The organism is Vibrio nitrifigilis (assembly GCF_015686695.1).
Classification (GTDB): Bacteria; Pseudomonadota; Gammaproteobacteria; order Enterobacterales; family Vibrionaceae; genus Vibrio; species Vibrio nitrifigilis.
On the sequence record NZ_JADPMR010000001.1, the window covers coordinates 515,833 to 534,687 of the forward strand.

General features: G+C 43.6%; 16 protein-coding genes and 1 tRNA gene. 5 read left to right on the forward strand and 12 right to left on the reverse strand.

What is annotated here, in order from left to right; all coding sequences use genetic code 11:
- Nucleotides 1-159 precede the first annotated feature (159 nt).
- Nucleotides 160-735, forward strand: a complete 576-nt coding sequence (gene lpcA, locus I1A42_RS02255) for a D-sedoheptulose 7-phosphate isomerase (protein ID WP_161152956.1) — start codon at nucleotides 160-162, stop codon at nucleotides 733-735.
- An 88-nt stretch (nucleotides 736-823) separates the two neighbouring features.
- Nucleotides 824-1,669: a class II glutamine amidotransferase gene (locus I1A42_RS02260; RefSeq protein WP_161152955.1), complete on the forward strand. Its 846-nt coding sequence runs from the start codon at nucleotides 824-826 to the stop codon at nucleotides 1,667-1,669.
- Nucleotides 1,670-1,774: 105 nt separating this feature from the next.
- Here the strand turns inward: I1A42_RS02260 and purN are convergent, their stop codons facing one another.
- Together purN and purM are read right to left on the reverse strand one after the other, a co-directional pair.
- The gene (purN, locus tag I1A42_RS02265; RefSeq protein ID WP_161152954.1) at nucleotides 1,775-2,413 is read right to left on the reverse strand and encodes a phosphoribosylglycinamide formyltransferase; all 639 of its coding nucleotides are present in this window, start codon (nucleotides 2,411-2,413) and stop codon (nucleotides 1,775-1,777) included.
- 3 nt (nucleotides 2,414-2,416) lie between these two features.
- A complete protein-coding gene (gene purM / locus I1A42_RS02270; protein WP_161152953.1) occupies nucleotides 2,417-3,457 on the reverse strand; it encodes a phosphoribosylformylglycinamidine cyclo-ligase in 1,041 nt (346 codons plus the stop codon).
- 249 nt (nucleotides 3,458-3,706) lie between these two features.
- On the opposite strand from purM, the gene upp reads away from it, so the two are divergent.
- The gene (gene upp, locus I1A42_RS02275) at nucleotides 3,707-4,333 is read left to right on the forward strand and encodes a uracil phosphoribosyltransferase (RefSeq protein WP_161152952.1); all 627 of its coding nucleotides are present in this window, start codon (nucleotides 3,707-3,709) and stop codon (nucleotides 4,331-4,333) included.
- An 85-nt stretch (nucleotides 4,334-4,418) separates the two neighbouring features.
- Here upp and rluF read toward each other — a convergent pair whose 3' ends face one another.
- Together rluF and smrA are read right to left on the reverse strand one after the other, a co-directional pair.
- The gene (rluF, locus tag I1A42_RS02280; protein WP_161152951.1) at nucleotides 4,419-5,438 is read right to left on the reverse strand and encodes a 23S rRNA pseudouridine(2604) synthase RluF; all 1,020 of its coding nucleotides are present in this window, start codon (nucleotides 5,436-5,438) and stop codon (nucleotides 4,419-4,421) included.
- A 91-nt stretch (nucleotides 5,439-5,529) separates the two neighbouring features.
- Nucleotides 5,530-6,111, reverse strand: a complete 582-nt coding sequence (gene smrA / locus I1A42_RS02285) for a DNA endonuclease SmrA (protein ID WP_161152950.1) — start codon at nucleotides 6,109-6,111, stop codon at nucleotides 5,530-5,532.
- 519 nt (nucleotides 6,112-6,630) lie between these two features.
- On the opposite strand from smrA, the gene I1A42_RS02290 reads away from it, so the two are divergent.
- Nucleotides 6,631-6,707: transfer RNA gene (locus tag I1A42_RS02290), tRNA-Pro, on the forward strand.
- A gap of 827 nt (nucleotides 6,708-7,534) precedes the next feature.
- Here the strand turns inward: I1A42_RS02290 and I1A42_RS02295 are convergent.
- Nucleotides 7,535-8,410: a TraB/GumN family protein gene (locus I1A42_RS02295; protein ID WP_161152949.1), complete on the reverse strand. Its 876-nt coding sequence runs from the start codon at nucleotides 8,408-8,410 to the stop codon at nucleotides 7,535-7,537.
- A gap of 120 nt (nucleotides 8,411-8,530) precedes the next feature.
- Nucleotides 8,531-11,248, reverse strand: a complete 2,718-nt coding sequence (locus I1A42_RS02300) for a heavy metal translocating P-type ATPase (protein ID WP_196122547.1) — start codon at nucleotides 11,246-11,248, stop codon at nucleotides 8,531-8,533.
- A 238-nt stretch (nucleotides 11,249-11,486) separates the two neighbouring features.
- On the opposite strand from I1A42_RS02300, the gene gltX reads away from it, so the two are divergent.
- Entirely contained in the window at nucleotides 11,487-12,914 is a 1,428-nt protein-coding gene (gene gltX / locus I1A42_RS02305) for a glutamate--tRNA ligase (RefSeq protein ID WP_196122549.1), read from the forward strand.
- A gap of 107 nt (nucleotides 12,915-13,021) precedes the next feature.
- Here gltX and I1A42_RS02310 read toward each other — a convergent pair whose 3' ends face one another.
- The 6 genes from I1A42_RS02310 to I1A42_RS02335 all read right to left on the reverse strand — a co-directional run bounded on the left by I1A42_RS02310 (nucleotide 13,022) and on the right by I1A42_RS02335 (nucleotide 18,853).
- Nucleotides 13,022-13,528, reverse strand: coding sequence for a Fe3+-citrate ABC transporter substrate-binding protein (locus I1A42_RS02310; protein WP_161152946.1), 507 nt, complete (start codon nucleotides 13,526-13,528; stop codon nucleotides 13,022-13,024).
- A gap of 397 nt (nucleotides 13,529-13,925) precedes the next feature.
- Nucleotides 13,926-14,963, reverse strand: coding sequence for a LacI family DNA-binding transcriptional regulator (locus tag I1A42_RS02315; protein WP_161152945.1), 1,038 nt, complete (start codon nucleotides 14,961-14,963; stop codon nucleotides 13,926-13,928).
- A gap of 43 nt (nucleotides 14,964-15,006) precedes the next feature.
- Nucleotides 15,007-15,615 (reverse strand): protein-tyrosine phosphatase family protein, encoded by a 609-nt coding sequence (locus I1A42_RS02320; RefSeq protein WP_196122551.1) that lies wholly within the window; start codon nucleotides 15,613-15,615, stop codon nucleotides 15,007-15,009.
- Nucleotides 15,616-15,626: 11 nt separating this feature from the next.
- A complete protein-coding gene (locus tag I1A42_RS02325) occupies nucleotides 15,627-16,430 on the reverse strand; it encodes an inositol monophosphatase family protein (protein WP_196122553.1) in 804 nt (267 codons plus the stop codon).
- A gap of 110 nt (nucleotides 16,431-16,540) precedes the next feature.
- Complete coding sequence (locus tag I1A42_RS02330) at nucleotides 16,541-17,647, reverse strand: ABC transporter substrate-binding protein (RefSeq protein ID WP_196122556.1); 1,107 nt, start codon at nucleotides 17,645-17,647, stop codon at nucleotides 16,541-16,543.
- Nucleotides 17,648-17,680: 33 nt separating this feature from the next.
- Nucleotides 17,681-18,853, reverse strand: coding sequence for an ABC transporter ATP-binding protein (locus tag I1A42_RS02335; RefSeq protein ID WP_196122558.1), 1,173 nt, complete (start codon nucleotides 18,851-18,853; stop codon nucleotides 17,681-17,683).
- Nucleotides 18,854-18,855: the final 2 nt, after the last annotated feature.

Sequence of the window (18,855 nt, forward strand, 5' to 3'; positions counted from 1 at the left end):
TATAATTGCTTTTTAATTGTCCAAAAATAGTGAAATTAGGTAAATCTTTGGTGTTAGCTATCGACAGCCGTTTTCCTTCGGGTAAACTCTTCGGCGTTGACCGCTTTGTTCTCTATGAGCAAAACCACCTTACAGTGAATAATAAAGAGACTGATCCCTATGTACCATGATTTAATCAAGAACGAATTAACCGAAGCTGCCGATGTGCTAAACAAGTTTTTGAGTGATGAACATAATATTCAGCAAATCGAAGCTGCGGCAAAGTTAATTGCTGACTCATTTAAACAGGGTGGTAAAGTACTATCGTGTGGTAATGGTGGTTCTCATTGTGATGCTATGCATTTTGCTGAAGAGCTAACGGGTCGTTACCGTGAAAATCGCCCGGGTTATCCAGGTATTGCGATTTCTGATCCGAGCCATTTATCATGTGTGAGTAACGATTTTGGGTATGATTTCGTGTTTTCTCGTTATGTCGAAGCGGTTGGTCAAAAAGGAGATGTCTTGTTTGGTCTTTCTACTTCAGGTAACTCGGGTAACATTTTAAAAGCGATTGAAGCGGCAAAAGCAAAAGGCATGAAAACCATCGCATTAACGGGTAAAGATGGCGGTAAAATGGCGGGTTATGCTGATGTTGAAATCCGCGTACCACACTTTGGTTATGCTGACCGTATTCAAGAAATCCATATTAAAATTATCCATATCGTTATTCAGTTGATTGAAAAAGAAATGGCTTAATCGCTGCTATGGAACTGACAAACAGGCCGATTTTTTCGGCCTCTATTTCAGTTTGAATGATGGTTTAAAGTGAGGAGTAATTTAAACCATGTGTGAATTGCTTGGCATGAGCGCGAACGTGCCTACAGATATCTGTTTCAGTTTTACCGGCCTAATTCAACGAGGGGGGCGTACAGGTCCTCATCGAGACGGTTGGGGAATCACCTTTTACGAAGGCAAAGGTTTTCGCACTTTTAAAGATCCTGCCCCAAGTTGCCAATCTAAAATTGCTCAGCTTGTCCAAAGTTATCCAATCAAAAGCCGGGCTGTGATTAGCCATATACGCCAAGCTAATCGAGGCGGTGTCAGTTTAGAAAATACCCACCCTTTTACTCGCGAGTTATGGGGGCGTTACTGGACCTTTGCGCATAATGGTCAGCTCACCGATTATCAAGACTTACCAACGGGTAACCACCGTCCGGTTGGCCAAACAGACAGTGAAAAATCGTTTTGTTGGTTATTGGAACAGATGGAAAGGAGATTTCCTGAAACGCCGAAAGATATGGTTGATGTGTTCCGTTATGTGGCAGCACTGTGCGATCAGTTAAAAGAGAAGGGCGTATTCAATATGCTGTTATCAGATGGTGAATATCTGATGACCTATTGCACCAATCATTTGTATTGGATTACTCGTCAAGCGCCTTTTGGTAATGCTACTTTGCTTGATGAAGATGTCGAGGTTAATTTCCAAGAAGAAACAACTCCTGAAGACGTCGTCTCGGTTATCGCTACTCAACCATTAACTGGTAATGAAAACTGGCAACGCATGAAGCCGGGAGAATATGGTCTGTTTCATTTTGGAAAGCGTATTGCCACCAATATGGACGACTTGAAAGATGTTCCATTTGCTGCACCAAAACCAGGAAATCAAGCGCCGACAGAGCTATTAGAATAAGATTGGTTCTGTTAAGAATGTAAAGCATAGGTATAGTCAGGACAAAATAAAAAGGTTGATACGTGAGTACCAACCTTTTTTTATTCTTACAATAACGAATTATATTTATTCGTATGCGTGGCCGTGAATACCTAACGCTTTGCCATCTAAGTAAGCTTTGCCATCTTTCATGTCTAAACGACCTTCGACAAACCATTGTACAACCAATGGGTAGATACGGTGCTCTTGGGCTTGAACACGTTCAGTTAAGACTTCCACTGTATCTTCATCAAAGATAGGCACTTTTGCTTGAAGGATAACAGGACCTCCATCAAGCTGTTCGGTGACAAAATGCACACTCGTTCCGTGCTCTTCATCACCAGCTAGAATGGCACGTTGATAGGTATTTAAGCCTGGGTATTTAGGTAGTAGAGAAGGGTGAATGTTGATCATTCGACCTTTATAGTGGCGAACGAATTCACCACTCAAGATACGCATAAAGCCAGCAAGTACCACTAGGTCTGGATTAAATTCATCCATTTGACGCATTAACTCGCGATCGTAAGCATCGCGAGTATCAAAGGCTTTTGCGTCAAGAAATACTGGTTCTGCACCTGCTTTTTTTGCACGTTCTAACCCGTAAGCCGTTGCTTTATTAGAAAAAACAGCCGTCACCTTACCGTCTTTAATGCTTGAATCACAAGCATCAAGGATCGCTTGTAAGTTAGTACCATTTCCTGAAATTAAAACAACTACACTTTTCATAGGTTAATTTATCTCTACTTGACCTTCGTTAGATTCTGCTGTCGCAATTGTACCGATTACCCACGCAGTTTCACCTTCTTTTTGTAAAAGTTCGACGGCAGCATCGGCTTGGTCGGCAGGAAGAGCAATCACTAGACCAACACCACAGTTAAAGGTACGGTACATTTCGTGAGTATCAACGTTACCTTTTTCCTGTAACCATTTGAAAATTGAAGGCCATTCCCAGCTATTTCCATCGATAACAGCTTTAGTTCCTTCAGGAAGAACGCGTGGGATATTTTCCCAGAAGCCGCCACCAGTAATATGAGAAATAGCGTGAATGTCATGTTCTTCAACCAATTTTAGACCTGATTTGATGTAGATCTTGGTTGGAGTAAGCAGATGTTCACCGACAGGTTTTCCGTCCAATAGCTCGTTTTTATCCGCTTTAGATACTTCGAGAATCTTACGAACTAGAGAGTAACCATTTGAGTGAGGACCGCTAGAGCCTACAGCGATAAGTGCATCACCAGCAGCTACTTTAGTGCCATCAATGATGTTTTCTTTTTCAACAACACCAACACAGAAACCAGCAACGTCGTAATCTTCGCCTTCGTACATTCCTGGCATTTCAGCAGTTTCACCGCCGATAAGTGCACAGCCTGCTTGTAGACAACCATCCGCGATACCAGATACAACGTCTGCAGCTGTATCAATATCGAGTTTGCCCGTTGCATAGTAATCAAGGAAAAACAGTGGTTCTGCACCTTGAACGATAAGGTCGTTCACACACATAGCAACAAGGTCGATGCCAATGGTATCGTGCTTTTTCATATCTAAAGCAAGACGTAGTTTAGTACCTACACCATCTGTACCTGAAACCAAAACAGGTTGCTTGTATTTCGTTGGTAGTTCACACAGAGCACCAAAACCACCGATACCACCCATTACTTCTGGGCGACGTGTCTGTTTTACTGCACCTTTAATACGATTAACAAGCTCGTTGCCTGCATCAATATCTACACCAGCGTCTTTGTAGCTTAAAGAAGTGTTATTACCGCTCACGGGGAAATTCCTCGGTCTAGTTGGATATGGAAACGGCGCTATTCTACAGGGCTTAAAACAAAAAGGAAAACGTTTGCGTCGGATTTTTTATAAGATTTTTATGCATCCTGCCGAAGCATAGTGGTAGAAATTATTAATCTTTTTTATTGATGCAATAGAGACTTAGGTTGATATATGGAGAGAAAATATAAATCAACAACGAATCTGTGTATAATCAGAAGGTTTGTTTAAATTATGCCGGAGATGGAAATGAAAGTTGTTGAAGTAAAACACCCGCTAGTAAAACATAAAATTGGTTTGATGCGCGAAGGTGATATCAGCACTAAACGTTTTCGTGAGTTAGCCACAGAAGTTGGCAGTCTTCTCACTTACGAAGCAACTGCAGACTTTGAAACAGAAAAGGTAACCATCGAAGGGTGGATGGGGCCGGTAGAAATCGACCAAATTAAAGGTAAAAAAGTTACAGTTGTTCCAATTCTACGTGCTGGTTTAGGTATGATGGATGGCGTGTTAGAGCATATCCCAAGTGCTCGTATTAGCGTTGTTGGTGTCTATCGTGATGAAACCACATTAGAGCCAGTTCCATACTTTAATAAGCTTGCGACTAATATCGATGAGCGTATGGCGTTGGTTGTTGATCCAATGTTAGCAACTGGTGGTTCTATGATTGCGACTATTGACCTGCTAAAAGAGCATGGTTGTGATCATATCAAGGTCTTAGTTCTTGTTGCTGCTCCAGAAGGTCTTGAAGCACTTGAAAAAGCGCATCCAGATGTCGAGCTATATACTGCTGCCATTGATGAAAAGTTGAATGACAAAGGCTATATTGTTCCTGGTTTAGGTGATGCAGGCGATAAGATTTTTGGCACAAAATAACACTGATTTTGTGATTAATAAAAAAGGAGCATCTTGCTCCTTTTTTAATGCCAAAAACCTATTAAGCGCTAAGGTTCATCTGCATCTATTTTTTTAAACTCAATGTACCGCCAACCTTTTTTCGAGGTGTGGTGTTGTCATTAGAACGGCGCTGCTGAGCTGGCTTTCCTGTTGATTTATGAGCATTGGTGTTATTACGCTCACGACCTTTTTTAGAGTTAGGTGCATGACGAAATTCGTCGGCATTATTACCGCGATAAGTTCTAGCTTTTTGATTACGACGTGCTTTAGACGTTTGGTTTTCTTCTCTGCTATCAAACACTTTAGCGTGTGTTGCACGGCGAATCTTTTGGCCTTGAACCGTTTGTTTTGACGCCTCTTCTGTACCACTCGAATCTTCACACATCGCAAGTATCTCTGAGACTTCTTCGTCACTTAAGTAGCGCCATTCACCATTGGGTAATCCATCAAGCGAAATATTCATAATACGTACTCGACGTAGTTTAAATACTTCATAGCCCAACGCTTCACACATACGACGAATCTGACGATTAAGTCCTTGAGTTAATACAATACGAAAACTGAATTTGGTTTCCCTTGTGACTTGGCAAGGAAGGGTTACCGTATCAAGAATATTGACACCAGTGGACATATTCTTAATAAACTCGTCGCTAATTGGTTTATTAACACGGACGACGTACTCTTTTTCGTGATTGTTACCTGCGCGCAGTATCTTATTCACGATATCGCCATCATTGGTCAGAAAAATAAGACCATCAGAGGGTTTATCTAAACGACCAATGGGGAAAATACGCTGTGAGTGACCAATAAAGTCAACAATGTTACCTGGGATATCACGTTCAGTTGTACAAGTAATGCCTGTGGGTTTATTCAATGCAATATAGATTGGGCGTTGTTTTTTATTGCCCACCACTTTGCCATCCACACACACTTCATCTGTTGGTGACACTTTGGTGCCCATTTCTGGACGCTGGCCATTGATTGTGACACGGCCTTGTTCGATCAGCTTGTCCGCTTCGCGGCGTGAGCAAAAGCCAGTTTCACTGATGTATTTATTGAGGCGCTTTTCAGCAGGCTGTGACATGGACAATCTCCGGCGTATAACATTACGAATAAAGAGCTACACGGTCAGCGCTCTTTCTCAAAAGAGCGCGCATTCTAACAGTTCTTAGTTTTCAGCCAAGTCGTTTTTGATGACGTTCGCGTGTTTCCAGTTTTTTATCATTACTCTTACGCAATAAAACGTATACCGCTCCTGTTCCTCCATGAAAACGCTGAGCACTATGAACGCATTGCACTTCTTTTATTTGGGTTAACCAATATGATAGATAGCTTTTCATCAATGCCGGAGGGTTAGAACGTTCTCCTTTACCATGAACAATGATGACGGTTCTTATATCCATTCGCATGCATTGACGAAGAAAATTCACCACTTCATCTCTTGCTTGCTTTAAGGTTTTACGATGCAAATCAAGTCGTGCTTGGATCGGGTATTTGCCTAAACGCAGTTTTCGAAATACACCATCTTGTACACCATCCCGTTTAAACTCAATGAGATCTTCCGGTTTGATCATTGGTGCATTATCAAGGGATAAATAATCCGAGTCACGTTCATCTAGGCTAGTGGCCGCTTCTCGCCGTGCCAGTTGCGCGTCTGTGACTTGAATTGTTTTTTGATGTTCAGCAACATCATTGGTTTTAAGCGGTTTAACATCGCCCATCATTTGTTGAAATAGCTCGAAATCATCTTGAGACATAGGAAGGCATCTCGACATTAGCAACTACATAATCAAGAGTATACCAATCGAAAACGCAATTTGATCATTCGCACAATAAAAAACCGGAGCAGAAAAAGGTCTACTCCGGTGCGTAGCGTCACTCTATTTTTCAATAGGTGCTAAGCGATCTAGTGAGGAGATTTGTCGTTCAGGACTTTGTGTTGAAGAAAGACAACCAGATAATCGAGAATATCCATTATCACCGAGTTAACCCACAGAATTGCCAATCTGGAGGGGGTAGCAGGCGCTTTGCTTCCAAAGTATCGAAGACGAATGTTACGTTAAATTGTCCCGGTCAGAGCAACACTGATCTAGATCAAACGCGATGAATTGTCGGAGATTCAACATGAAACGGTGGGAATTTAGTCACATTTTGCTTGGGTTGCGTGTATTTTGAACGAACGGATTTTATTTTCAATAAAAGTCTTGCACCGCAGAAAAGAATGAGTAATATACGCATCCGTTCCCGGTAATAAACATTCCGGTTGAGCGATATCTCGGTGAATAGCGCAGTTTGGTAGCGCATCTGGTTTGGGACCAGAGGGTCGGGGGTTCGAATCCCTCTTCACCGACCACATTTAAAGAAGCCCCGACAGCAATGTCGGGGCTTTTTGCATTTAGGAATGTTAGATTCCCAGCATCTTGGGTCGGGGGCTGGAAGCCCAGTCGCATCGAATTCCTCTTCACCGACCACATTTAAAGAAGCCCTGACAGTAATGTCGGGGCTTTTTGCATTTAGGAATGATTGATTCCCAGCATCTTGGGTCGGGGGCTGGAAGCCCAGTCGCATCGAATTCCTCTTCACCGACCATATTTAAAGAAGCCCTGGCAGCAATGTCGGGGCTTTTTGCATTTAGGAATGATTGATTCCCAGCATCTTGGGTCGGGGGCTGGAAGCCCAGTCGCATCGAATTCCTCTTCACCGACCATATTTAAAGAAGCCCTGACAGCAATGTCAGGGCTTTTTGCATTCAGGAACAATAGATTCCCAGCATCTTGGGTCGGGGGCTGGAAGCCCAGTCGCATCGAATTCCTCTTCACCGACCACATTTAAAGAAGCCCTGACAGCAATGTCGGGGCTTTTTGCATTTAGGAATGTTAGATTCCCAGCATCTTGGGTCGGGGGCTGGAAGCCCAGTCGCATCGAATTCCTCTTCACCGACCACATTTAAAGAAGCCCCGACAGCAATGTCAGGGCTTTTTGCATTTAGGAACAATAGATTCCCAGCTTTTTGGGTCGGGGGCTGGACGCCCAGTCGCATCGAATTCCTCTTCACCGACCATATTTAAAGAAGCCCTGGCAGCAATGTCGGGGCTTTTTTCATTTAGGAATAATAGATTCCCAGCATCTTGGGTCGGGTGCCTTTTATTTTTAACGCAGAGTCGTGTTTCGAGCTCAATCCTATTTGGGAAAATCACAGTTTGCTTGGCTGGAACGATTGAGGCGCTCTACTTTAAATCCTTGTTTTTCAAGTAGTGATAAAACATTTCCTTCGCCGATGAGGTGTAACATACCCACCACCATTACGTAGTGACCATTTTGATTGGGCAAAAAAGTCTTCGAGTTTATTTTATCTGCCCAGTCTTGATTACGGTTGCTTAGTACATTCTGTTTCATTTGGTTGGGCATAGAATCCGCTTGAGCAAAGCGTAATAAATTTTTCTTGTCACCTGCTTTCCAACTTTGAACTAAACATTGCATAGTCGCAGTACTGGTTTGCCATTCATCCAACATAGAGACCAACAGCTCTTTACCTTGTTGATCTTGCTTTGTCAGTAAGTTGATCTGAAATTGTAGGGTTTCTAAACCAATGACTGGGATATTGTCTTTTGTTGCTTGTCCGATAAGGTGATTATCAATCCCGTTACGAGATTGATACCCGAGTTGTTCTAGATGTACATTTTGAATCGAAATGGCCGTAACCCAAGGGGACATTGCGCGATAACGCTGGCTATTTAGTCCCAGTTTCTTAGTGATTCTATCGAGCTTCTTTAATTGTTTTGCAGTCAGTACTTCATCACTACGAACCGTTTGTGGTGGATAGTTAACCTGATTTGCGTTGCGTGTATCAGCCTCTGTAATGAGGCCATCACCATGTGCTAAAGACTCAGTGATCACTTTAGGTAGTGGGTACATGGATTCATTTCCCACATGGACAGAGCCGATCACGTAAATATTTAAATCACCCTTGGAAATGTGCCAATAGAGAGGTTCTGCTTTAGTCACTGTGGTGACAATGGCAAGCAGACTAGCAATGAGGCGTAAGCTCAGCGACATAATTCTTCCTGAATCGATAAATATTGCTTTAAATAGGGCAGAATAGCATAGCAGGTGTGAAAAAAATGGCGATGTATCAACATCGCCATTTTACGTTGAAAATCAGTATGTACACCAAGGTTAGTTTTGTACTTTAAATAGCCTTAAACGATTAGCATTGCTTACAACAGTGATTGAAGACAATGCCATAGCTGCCCCTGCAATAACAGGGCTGAGCATAAACCCAAAAGCAGGATATAGAACACCTGCAGCGATAGGAATACCAATAGTGTTGTAAATAAACGCACCAAATAAGTTCTGATGAATATTTTTTACCGTTGCTTTTGATAGCTCAATAGCATTAGCAATGGCGGCCGGAGATGAGTTCAATAGTGTCATCTGAGCACTTTCAATGGCGACATCACTCCCTGAGCCCATGGCAACACCAATGTCTGCTTGCGCTAAAGCAGGGGCATCGTTAATACCATCACCAGCCATCGCTACCTTGCGACCTAACTGCTGTAAAGCTGCAATATGCTCAGCTTTTTCATCCGGTTTTACTTGGGCAATAATTTGCTTAATGCCGATTTCTTGACCGATAGCGTCAGCAACACCTTGTTGGTCACCAGTTAACATGACCGTGTGAATTCCCATATTATTCAGTGTGGTGATCGCTTGTTTTGCTTCCGGTTTGATTGGATCTGCAATGGCAATACTGCCAATAATCTGCTGATCTATTGCAATTAATACCGGTGTCCAAGCATTGTTTTGGTATTGTTCTAACGCAGTTTGAACCTTGTCTAATTCAATCCCAAGTTCTTGAATGTAAGTCGTCGAACCGATCAGAACATGTTGGCCATTGATTATTGCGCTCAAACCTTTACCGCGTTGGTTAGCAAATTGCTCAGTAACCATCGGGGATAACTGCTGCTCCTTGGCATAAATGCAAATTGCTTTTGCTAAAGGGTGTTCCGAGTGTTGTTCTAGTCCGTAGGCCAATTTTAATAAATCTTCTGGAGTGCCAGAAAGAACATCGACCGATTGAACACTGGGTTTACCTTGCGTCAAGGTCCCGGTTTTATCAAACACAACCGTATCAATTTGGCTAGCTGATTGCAGTACGTTAGCATCTTTAATTAAAATTCCGAGTTCGGCTGCTTTACCAACCCCAACAGTGACAGATAAAGGGGTAGCAAGACCAAGCGCACAGGGACAGGCAATGATCAGCACGGTTGTTGCTGCCACTAGCATGTAGCTGATTTTAGGTTCTGGGCCTACCATGTACCAAATGGCTGCGGTAACGATCGCGATACCGACTACAACCGGAACAAATACCGATGAAATGCGGTCCGCGAGCTTAGCTATTGCAGGTTTACTGCTTTGTGCTTGGCGTACCAATTGGATAATGCGTGACAGCATGGTTTGACTACCGATCCCTGTCGCTTTAATCACTAAACTGCCGTCTTGGTTAATCGTGCCCGCTGAAACGGGTTCACCTTCTAACTTATGGGTAGGAACAGGTTCGCCAGTCAGCATAGATTCATCGACATAGGAATCCCCTTCGATAACCACACCATCAACTGCTACTTTTTCCCCTGGTTTGATGCGTAACATCATTCCTTGCTCAATGCTATCAACACGAATGACTTCATCACCGGTATCAGTAATAAGCGTTGCTTCTTGAGGTTGTAGGTTAATTAACGCTTGTAATGATTGTGTCGTGCGAGCTTTCGCTTTTGCTTCAATATAGTGACCTAAAGAGATCAAACCGATGATCATCGCACTGGCTTCAAAGTACACATGACGTGCAGCATCTGGGAATGCATTGGGTATAAGAACGACAGTAATCGAGTAGAGCCATGCGACGCCAGTACCTAGTGCGACTAATGTATCCATGGTTGCTCGGCCATGAGTCAATGATTTCCACGCACTAGAATAGAAGTGGCGGCCAGCCGTCATGAGCAGTCCTAAACAGAGTAATCCGACAATTCCCCAACCAATTTGTACAGAACCCGAGGTGATCATCATTTCCCCCCCGAATACTCCCCAGAGCATGAGGGGAACCCCCAAAACAAGCCCCATCACAGCACTACGCAAGTGCTCCTTTTTGACTTGTTCTAGTTGTTCTTGCTGTTTGTGTTGTTGCTCGGCTGGGTCATCAACCCATTCGGCTTGATAGCCTGCTTCAGTGATGGCTTTAATCAGCGCGTCGGGTTGTTGCTCACGAGCAAGGACTAACGCGCTTTGTTCAGCAAGGTTTACTTGCGCTCGATGAACCCCTTCGACTGATAATAGGGCTTTTTCAACTGATGAAACACAGCTAGCACAGCTCATCCCTTTAACTAAGAGATGTGTTGCCACGTCTTCTTGATGAATCGTGCTAGCTTGCTGCTGTTTTGTATTAGGGGTCTCCTCTACAGCAACATCATCTGCTTGAGGGACGGTGTCAGTTTCTGATGGTTGCATTGCATCATCATTAGCCGCTTTGGCAGTGAAGCCGACTTCTGCCACTTTATCTGCGATTTGTTGCTCAGTAAGAGATGTCACGAGAGTTAAATGCTCGGTGGTTACCTCTAAACGAGCAATCTGATCCGATTCTTTTAGGTGAGAGGTGAGTTTATTAACACATCCTCCACAATGTAGGCCTTCTAAAGCAAAGTCGTAACGATGGCCGGCACCAAACCCCGCCGTTTCAACACTGTCTAGTACTCCATCAAGTGATGCTTCAGTATCAAATTCGATGAAAGTAGGGGACAGTTCTTTAATATCTACTGTGAAATCTTCATTCAACTGACGCTCAAGTTTACGCGCGCAGCCCATACAATGAAGACCGGTTAATGATAGAGAATAATGGCTCATGAAATTTCCCTCCAAGACCAATTTTGTCTCAGCATAAACCTTACCCTAACGGTAAGGTCAAGGATAAATAGGACTTCTAGTTTGAGTTAAACACTATTGTTAAGGAAAATGAGGTAAAAGAGTTGGTTATTAGGTCAAATCGATATTTGTTGTTATTCCCTAGGCAGTGGTAGAATACCGCGCAAATTTCGCTTACGCTGTCGATTTGGCGCAGGCTTCTGACAAAGGTAAATTCATAATGACGGTTAAAACTCGTTTTGCTCCTAGCCCAACAGGCTTTCTTCATGTCGGTGGTGCACGTACCGCACTGTACTCTTGGTTATATGCGAAAAACCAAGGTGGTGAATTTGTTTTGCGTATCGAAGACACTGATTTAGAACGTTCTACTCAACCAGCAGTAGATGCGATTCTTGAGGGCATGACTTGGCTTGGTCTAGATTGGGATGAAGGTCCATACTACCAAACTAAACGTTTTGACCGTTACAACGAAGTAGTGGATCAGCTACTTGCTGAAGGCAAAGCGTACAAATGTTATGCATCTAAAGAACTGCTTGATGAAGTTCGCGCAGAACAAGAAGCGAACAAAGAATTGGTTCGCTACGATGCTAACCATCCAAAAATCAAAGCAGCAAACGAAGCGGCAAAAGAGGGTGATCCTTGTTGTATTCGTTTCCGTAACCCTACAGAAGGTACTGTTGTATTTGATGACCAAATTCGTGGCCCTATCGAGTTCTCGAATAGTGTGTTGGATGATTTGATCATTCGTCGTACTGACGGTTCACCAACCTACAACTTCTGTGTGGTAGTGGATGACTGGGATATGGGTATCACTCACGTAATCCGTGGTGAAGACCATATCAACAACACACCTCGTCAAATCAACATCTACAAAGCACTTGGCGCAGAAGTTCCTACTTTTGCTCACTGTGCAATGATCCTTGGCGACGACGGTGCGAAACTGTCTAAACGTCACGGTGCGGTTTCTGTTATGCAATACCGCGATGAAGGTTACCTACCTGAAGCGCTAATCAACTACTTAGTACGTCTAGGTTGGGGTCATGGCGACCAAGAAATCTTCACTAAAGAAGAGATGATCAACCTATTTAGCTTGAATGCGATTTCTAAATCAGCATCCGCATTCAACACTGAAAAACTATTATGGTTGAACAACCACTACATCAAGACGCTTGCACCTGAATACGTGGCAAGTCACCTTGAATGGCACTTCGAACACCAAGGTATCAACAAAGATAACGGTCCAGCACTGACTGATCTAGTGGCGCTAATGGGCGAACGTGCTCATACATTGGTTGAGCTTGCTGCTCAATCTCGTTACTTCTACGAAGACTTCTCTGAATTCGACGCAGCAGCAGCGAAAAAACACCTACGTGGCGTAGCAAAAGAGCCTCTTGCTCTTGCATTGAGCAAAATCGAAGCGCTAACTGAGTGGACTGCGGAAAGTTTACACGGCGTTATCGAAGCGGTATGTGCTGAACTAGAAGTTGGCATGGGTAAAGTAGGTATGCCTCTACGTGTTGCTGTGACTGGCGCAGGTCAATCACCATCAGTAGACGCAACTATGCAGCTAATTGGTAAAGAACGTGTTATCGCTCGTATCAAGATGGCATTAGAGTTCATTGCTCAGCGTGAAGCAAACGCACAATAATAGGCGTTACCTATAAAAAGAAAAACCGTAGCTGAGAGGCTGCGGTTTTTTTTATATCTATACTAATAAGGATTCTTAGGCCGACACCGATGAATGCCAAAAGAGGATTATTTTAGGTCAATACTATTAAGCCGGCCCATGTAGATTAGAATATCAAGGTAGTCTTTATGAGCTTCAAGTAGCGCTTTTTTCGTTTTGCTATAGGCAGCGAGTTTACCATGCTTGTTTATAGAGCAGACGACACTCTTAAACGTACATTTCCCTTTTGCATCATAGTGTCTCCATGCGGCAATGTAGCACGCATCGCGACAATCTGGGTTTTCCAATGTTGGTCGGGGTTTGTAGATGATCTTTGGCTCAAGACTATGCGGAAGGCGAGTCATTAAGTAGGGATCTTTTAAGATTCTTCGCCAATGTTTGCCCCACATCTCTGAACCTAGTTCATTACGCATACGAATGGCTTTCTGTAATCCACGCTTTTCACCGATACGTATGTAACCGACGGAGCGGTGTAATACGGTATCTTCGGGGGTATGAATGTGGATTTTATACGCGGTTTTCGCTTTCGAAATAAATCGATGACCGGTATTGGTCTCCAAATTACTCTTCTTCATTGTCTCATCTATATAATAATCATTATTTGATTAAGGAAAGGTGTCGGATTCTTTACCAAGCGTAAAAAATGTAACGGAGTTTCATCAGAGTTAAGTCAGGAGAATGCGAGAAAAAGCGAGTTCTATTGATCTTATGTGAAGTGGGTTCAATAAAGCTCAAAGGAATGATAAGGGCTGCCAATAAGATATTCAATGCAAGTATGAGTAAAAAATAGCCCGTGTTAATCATTAAAAATACCGAGTCAATGACACATTCCGACGTTGTTTTTACTCTATTCCCCAGTAATAAAATGGACTTTCTTTGTGGTCAACTTAGCTATTAACGGGGCAGAATTCAGGGTGTCACTCATGAGTTCTTGCATAGAAGCTATCAACTTCAACGTGCTTGGGATAGGCCTTAATCAGAGTTTGGTAATGGTCGAACGGTATGACGCCATTTAGCGATAGCAGAAAAGTGTTCTGTAACAGGGTCGTTAGGTTCTTCTGATGTTTTCGTTAAGCGTTGGACAATCGCAGCAGCCATTTGAGTGAGTGGCTGTTGGTAGGTTGTTAATTGGTAACTTTGCCAACTAGATTGTTCAATATCATCAAATCCAATGATGCAGAGATCGTTAGGAATCGACAGTTTAAATTCATGGCGAGCCACATCCATAAATCCACAGGCGAGCAAATCAGTGACACAAAAAATGCCATCTGGTTTTTGACGATGGGAGAGTAATTGTCGTGCTGCTTCCGCCCCTGTGTTGTATTCAGTTGGGCCTGCTCGTAATAACGTACACGGTTGTTGGTGTTGTTTGGCAAGATCCATGAAGCGTTGTTCACGAGCTAATAAACTCGGTGATTGAATTGTGGATGAGATCACAGCTAAACGCCGACAGCCAGCCTGCTGCAGTAGATGATGCGCGTCGGCTATGATGTCTTGATAATCGATCACCATATGGTCGGCCCGTGGAAACTGATTACCTCGGTTAATCAAGATGACATGTTGTCCGCTATTTAAACACGTTTCGACAAATTCATTATCTGGAGAGCCAGAAAGAACAATTGTAGCTGAAGCACGGTAATTAAGCGTTTGGCTTAAGGCTTCATTAGTGCTCTCCTTACCTCCCGCAGTGTTGATTACCATCACTGCTCGTCCGGCTATTTGCAGGTGCTGAGTGATTGTATCGAGTAATTGGGCTTGAAATGGTGCATTTAGGTTAGAGCCGAGAATGCATACCGGTCGGCTGGTTTCTTTTGACAGGCCACGGGCTAGATGGTTGACATGATAGTTTAGCGCCTTTGCTGCATCCATCACCTTGACTCTGGTTTGTTCTGAGACACTGGCGCCTGGTGTGAAGGTGCGTGATACTGCAGAGCGAGAGACACCAGCAAGTTTTGCCACTTCAGCAGCACTTGCCATTGATTTAGGAATAAAAGGCGCTTTATTTGTCATAGATTTCTGATTACTTCGTTACTTATGTTTATTCTGCAATAACTTAGCGAATAGCTCGGTGCATAGCCACTGCTTGTTTAGCTAAATCAACCAACATAGGTTTTGGCGTTTCAAACCATTCATCTGGGTGCAATTCGCGAGTGTGACGAATATGGGCGATAGCGGCTTCTAATGTCGGGTATTTTTCTGGCATCTCCAGATGTAAGAATAACGCGACAATAGTGACAGAACGACTACGACCTCCACGGCAATTAACCAAAATATTGCCTAATTCGCGGTTTTTATAAGAAGGTTTATCCGGAATGGTCTGATTTAAGGCTGAACGCATTAAGTAGTAACCCGCTAAAATCATTTCGGCAGTGTTACCAGGACCATCAATCAAGCCGAGCTTGTAATAACGAACTGGCCCAGCACCAAATGCCTTAGTATCGCCGGTGTAATTCGGATCAAGTTGGTCTACCCAGTCAATATCAAGGTTGACTGCACAGTTGAGGACAATTTTGATATCTAACTCTTTGAGAAGATCAGGATTTGCGGTACCAACAGACCCTCCAATATAAATATTGACGCCCCAATGAGGAATATTGCTTTCAATAAGGCTAATAGGTGGACGTGGGTAATGTTTGGTTTTAGATGGAGTTGTTACAGTCATAAAATCAAGCCTTATTGTTGGGATAATAAAGGAATATCTAAGGCGTCAGCCAATGATTGAGCAACGCCTGGAGCAGCGGCAAAAACGGGGCCGCCGAATCGGATCTCATCAAAGTTTTGTGGGTAAGTCCCGGTATATCCGCCCGCTTCGCGAACCAGTAATAAACCCGCTAAGCAGTCCCAAGCATTCATATGTAGCTCGGCATAACCATCAGTGCGACCTTCTGCAACCCAGGCTAATGCCAGTGCGCCAGAGGCACCGCGGCGAATATTCGTTCCTAGTGTGAGTAAGTTATCGATAGCACTGAGATAACGTTGTTGAGAAACCCTTGTTGACCAGCCAAGTTCAAAAGAGCTACTAGCAATATGAGCGGTTTTGGCAATGTGTAATGGGGATTGATTTTTGAGAGCGTAATAGCCTTTACGTGCTAAATAGAGCTCATCTGTAACTGGATTATAAATCGCCCCAAGTAAGGTTTCTGCTCGATAAACGAGGGCAATGGCAACGCAAAAGTGATCGATTCCACGGGCAAAGTTCGCTGTGCCATCAATAGGGTCGACAATCCATAGGTAATCACTATCGGTGTTAAAACCGCCGGATTCTTCACCAAACACCACATCCTGTGGAAACTGTTTGCAAATGGAATCGCGGATCAGGTTTTCAACTAAGCCATCTGCTTCAGTTAGGAAGTCTTGTGCTCCTTTTAAAGAGATCTCTTGCGGATCGCGCTGGTGGAAATGATTAAGCGCAAGCTGTCCCGCTTCTAGAATAACGGTTTTAAGAGCTTTTTCTCTACTATCAATTGCATCGTTCAATGAAGGTTCTTCCTCGTATAAATCAGTGGCTATTTCATCGCCCGAAGGCGGTGAAAACTTAGTAAGTTGTCAGGTGAATCGTGCAGAGACCAACTTACTAAGTCGTATCATTATTGTTGGTAGCTTAAGCTCCACAGGTCTTGCCAATCTTGGCGGCTTTGCCAGTCACTATCCGCGGTGGAAGTATGGTAAGACATTATTTCTGAGCGGTATTTTTCAATACCTGAAGCCTCATTACTTGGCAGAGAAAAGGTGTTGTTGGTCGACATTTTGCCGTCAACAGCCTGAGGTTTTATTCCTTCTTCGGTCAGCATGTAATGAATAAATAATTTGGCGGTATTTGGGCTATGTTTCCCTTTTGCGATCAGTCCCAGACTTGGGTAGTTCCAACCGATAAATGGTTTTAATCCATGGCATAAGCCAAGTTTCATGCCGTCTTTATTTTTACGAAATTTAGCGGTACTGATGAGACCTACAAAACTGTCTTTTACATCAGGAGCCCCAATGGCTTGCGCCGCATCACTGTCAGAGTGAGTCAAAAGTGGCGCATTTTCTGCCAGAGCCTTCACAAAGGCAGCAGTCGCTGAACTTTCATCCGTTTTTAATGGGTGACCGAACTCTTGTTGATAGGCTTGTGCGATAGCTTGGTCATAATGGGTTGCCATCTGATTAAACCAATCGGTATAAGAGGGCTTACCTAAAGGATCTTGCATCGCGATTTTGCCGTGCCATTTCGGTTCGGTAAGCTGCCAAATATTGGTGATTGGACAGGTATCGTATTGAGCAGTGTTGTAGGCCCATACGTTTGGTGCCATTACTACAGTCAGTGGATCTTGGTATTGTTTGGGGATCTTGCCCGTCATGTCGCTTGGTATCCAACTTTCGACATAACCTTTTGACAGCAACTGCTCGATACCCGCGGGGGCATCCGCTAAGAATGCCACATCCGTTTTAATGTTATGAGCTTGAGCTTCTCGGCTGACAATTTCTAATATTTGTGGTGCTTTTGCTTTTACTCCAATGGCTTGCAGGCCATATTTTTTGCTAAAAGCTTTAGCTTGTTTAACTATTTTTCCAGTTGACGCGTAAACCGTAATAGGTGATTCATGTTTTGCGGCCGCGATAATTTGTTGTAGTGAACTATCGTTTTCGGCCATAGCTGGAAACGTTGCGACAACCGATAATGCAAGAGCACTGAGAGCGTTGCGAATTTTCATAGTGAAGATGACATCCTATGGTTTGGGTAACGCTTAGTTAAAAGCGAAAGACTGTGACGGGGGTAAAGTCGTTGCAGAAAGGGAATCGGCATCTGTGTTGTATAGATGAGATTGGATATTCTGCTTATGAGTTGCGGTGGGCATTTCTATACTTTGCCCTAACGCGTTAAAACCGTGTATGCCATGGTCGGGGATTGAGCAATAGGCCGTTTGACCTACCGACCAAGTCGGGTAAATCTGAGTAGAGAGTGTGAGAGTGTTCTCACCACTGGTTAACTCTATTAACCAACTGCCACCAGTTGGGATGATTTGCTTAATGGTGACAGGAAAACCGATAGGGTCATGACTCAGTTGTAGTGCTTCAGGGCGTACGCCGACTTTATGTAAATGAGCCGATGAATCTATGTATGGCTGTAAATAGCGATTAAGCTCGGATTGTGGATGCTTGAAAGGATCAATCCAGTTAATTCTGGGGTTGCCAATAAACTCAGCGATGAAGGTGTTGCTTGGTTGAGCATAGATTTCATCAGGCGTTCCAACTTGCTGTAGTTGACCCTCTTTCATGACGGCTATCCTAGTGGCAAGTGTCATCGCTTCCCATTGATCGTGACTAACAAAAACGATGGTGGTACCGAAGGTTTCATGGATACGTTTTAGTTCTGCGCGCATCTCTAAGCGCAAAGCAGCATCCAAATTAGATAAGGGCTCATCTAATAGCAGAACTTTCGGGTTAACAGCTAACATCCTTGCTAATGCGACACGCTGTTGCTGGCCGCCAGAGAGTTGCGATGGATAACGGTCTGCGTATTCTGCAATGCGCAATTTTTCCATGACATCTAATGTACGTCGTTCGCGTTCTTCTGTTGGCACTTTTTGTAGGCGCAGACCAAAGTCAACATTACGTTTTACAGTCATATGTGGCCACAGTGCGTAGCTTTGAAAAACTAATCCTATTTCCCGCTGTTCTGGTGGGAGGTAGATGGATGGCGAAATACTATCAACCCGTTGATCTCCAATCGCTATATGACCACCGGAAATATGCTCAATACCGGCAATCATGCGCAGAATAGTGGTTTTACCGCAGCCGGAAGGGCCGAGTAGACACATGAACTCCCCGTCATTCACGGTTAAATTAAGATCTTGAACAGCAAGTTTACTGCTACCTGAATACTTTTTTTCTAAGTGCGATAAAGTGATAGATGGCATGA

Bases quoted from the DNA above. Each gene is read 5' to 3' on its own strand.
- lpcA (WP_161152956.1), top strand. From the start codon at position 160: ATGTACCATGATTTAATCAAGAACGAATTAACCGAAGCTGCCGATGTG.
- I1A42_RS02260 (WP_161152955.1), top strand. From the start codon at position 824: ATGTGTGAATTGCTTGGCATGAGCGCGAACGTGCCTACAGATATCTGT.
- purN (WP_161152954.1), bottom strand. From the start codon at position 2,413: ATGAAAAGTGTAGTTGTTTTAATTTCAGGAAATGGTACTAACTTACAA.
- upp (WP_161152952.1), top strand. From the start codon at position 3,707: ATGAAAGTTGTTGAAGTAAAACACCCGCTAGTAAAACATAAAATTGGT.
- rluF (WP_161152951.1), bottom strand. From the start codon at position 5,438: ATGTCACAGCCTGCTGAAAAGCGCCTCAATAAATACATCAGTGAAACT.
- smrA (WP_161152950.1), bottom strand. From the start codon at position 6,111: ATGTCTCAAGATGATTTCGAGCTATTTCAACAAATGATGGGCGATGTT.
- I1A42_RS02295 (WP_161152949.1), bottom strand. From the start codon at position 8,410: ATGTCGCTGAGCTTACGCCTCATTGCTAGTCTGCTTGCCATTGTCACC.
- I1A42_RS02300 (WP_196122547.1), bottom strand. From the start codon at position 11,248: ATGAGCCATTATTCTCTATCATTAACCGGTCTTCATTGTATGGGCTGC.
- gltX (WP_196122549.1), top strand. From the start codon at position 11,487: ATGACGGTTAAAACTCGTTTTGCTCCTAGCCCAACAGGCTTTCTTCAT.
- I1A42_RS02310 (WP_161152946.1), bottom strand. From the start codon at position 13,528: ATGAAGAAGAGTAATTTGGAGACCAATACCGGTCATCGATTTATTTCG.
- I1A42_RS02315 (WP_161152945.1), bottom strand. From the start codon at position 14,963: ATGACAAATAAAGCGCCTTTTATTCCTAAATCAATGGCAAGTGCTGCT.
- I1A42_RS02320 (WP_196122551.1), bottom strand. From the start codon at position 15,615: ATGACTGTAACAACTCCATCTAAAACCAAACATTACCCACGTCCACCT.
- I1A42_RS02330 (WP_196122556.1), bottom strand. From the start codon at position 17,647: ATGAAAATTCGCAACGCTCTCAGTGCTCTTGCATTATCGGTTGTCGCA.
- I1A42_RS02335 (WP_196122558.1), bottom strand. From the start codon at position 18,853: ATGCCATCTATCACTTTATCGCACTTAGAAAAAAAGTATTCAGGTAGC.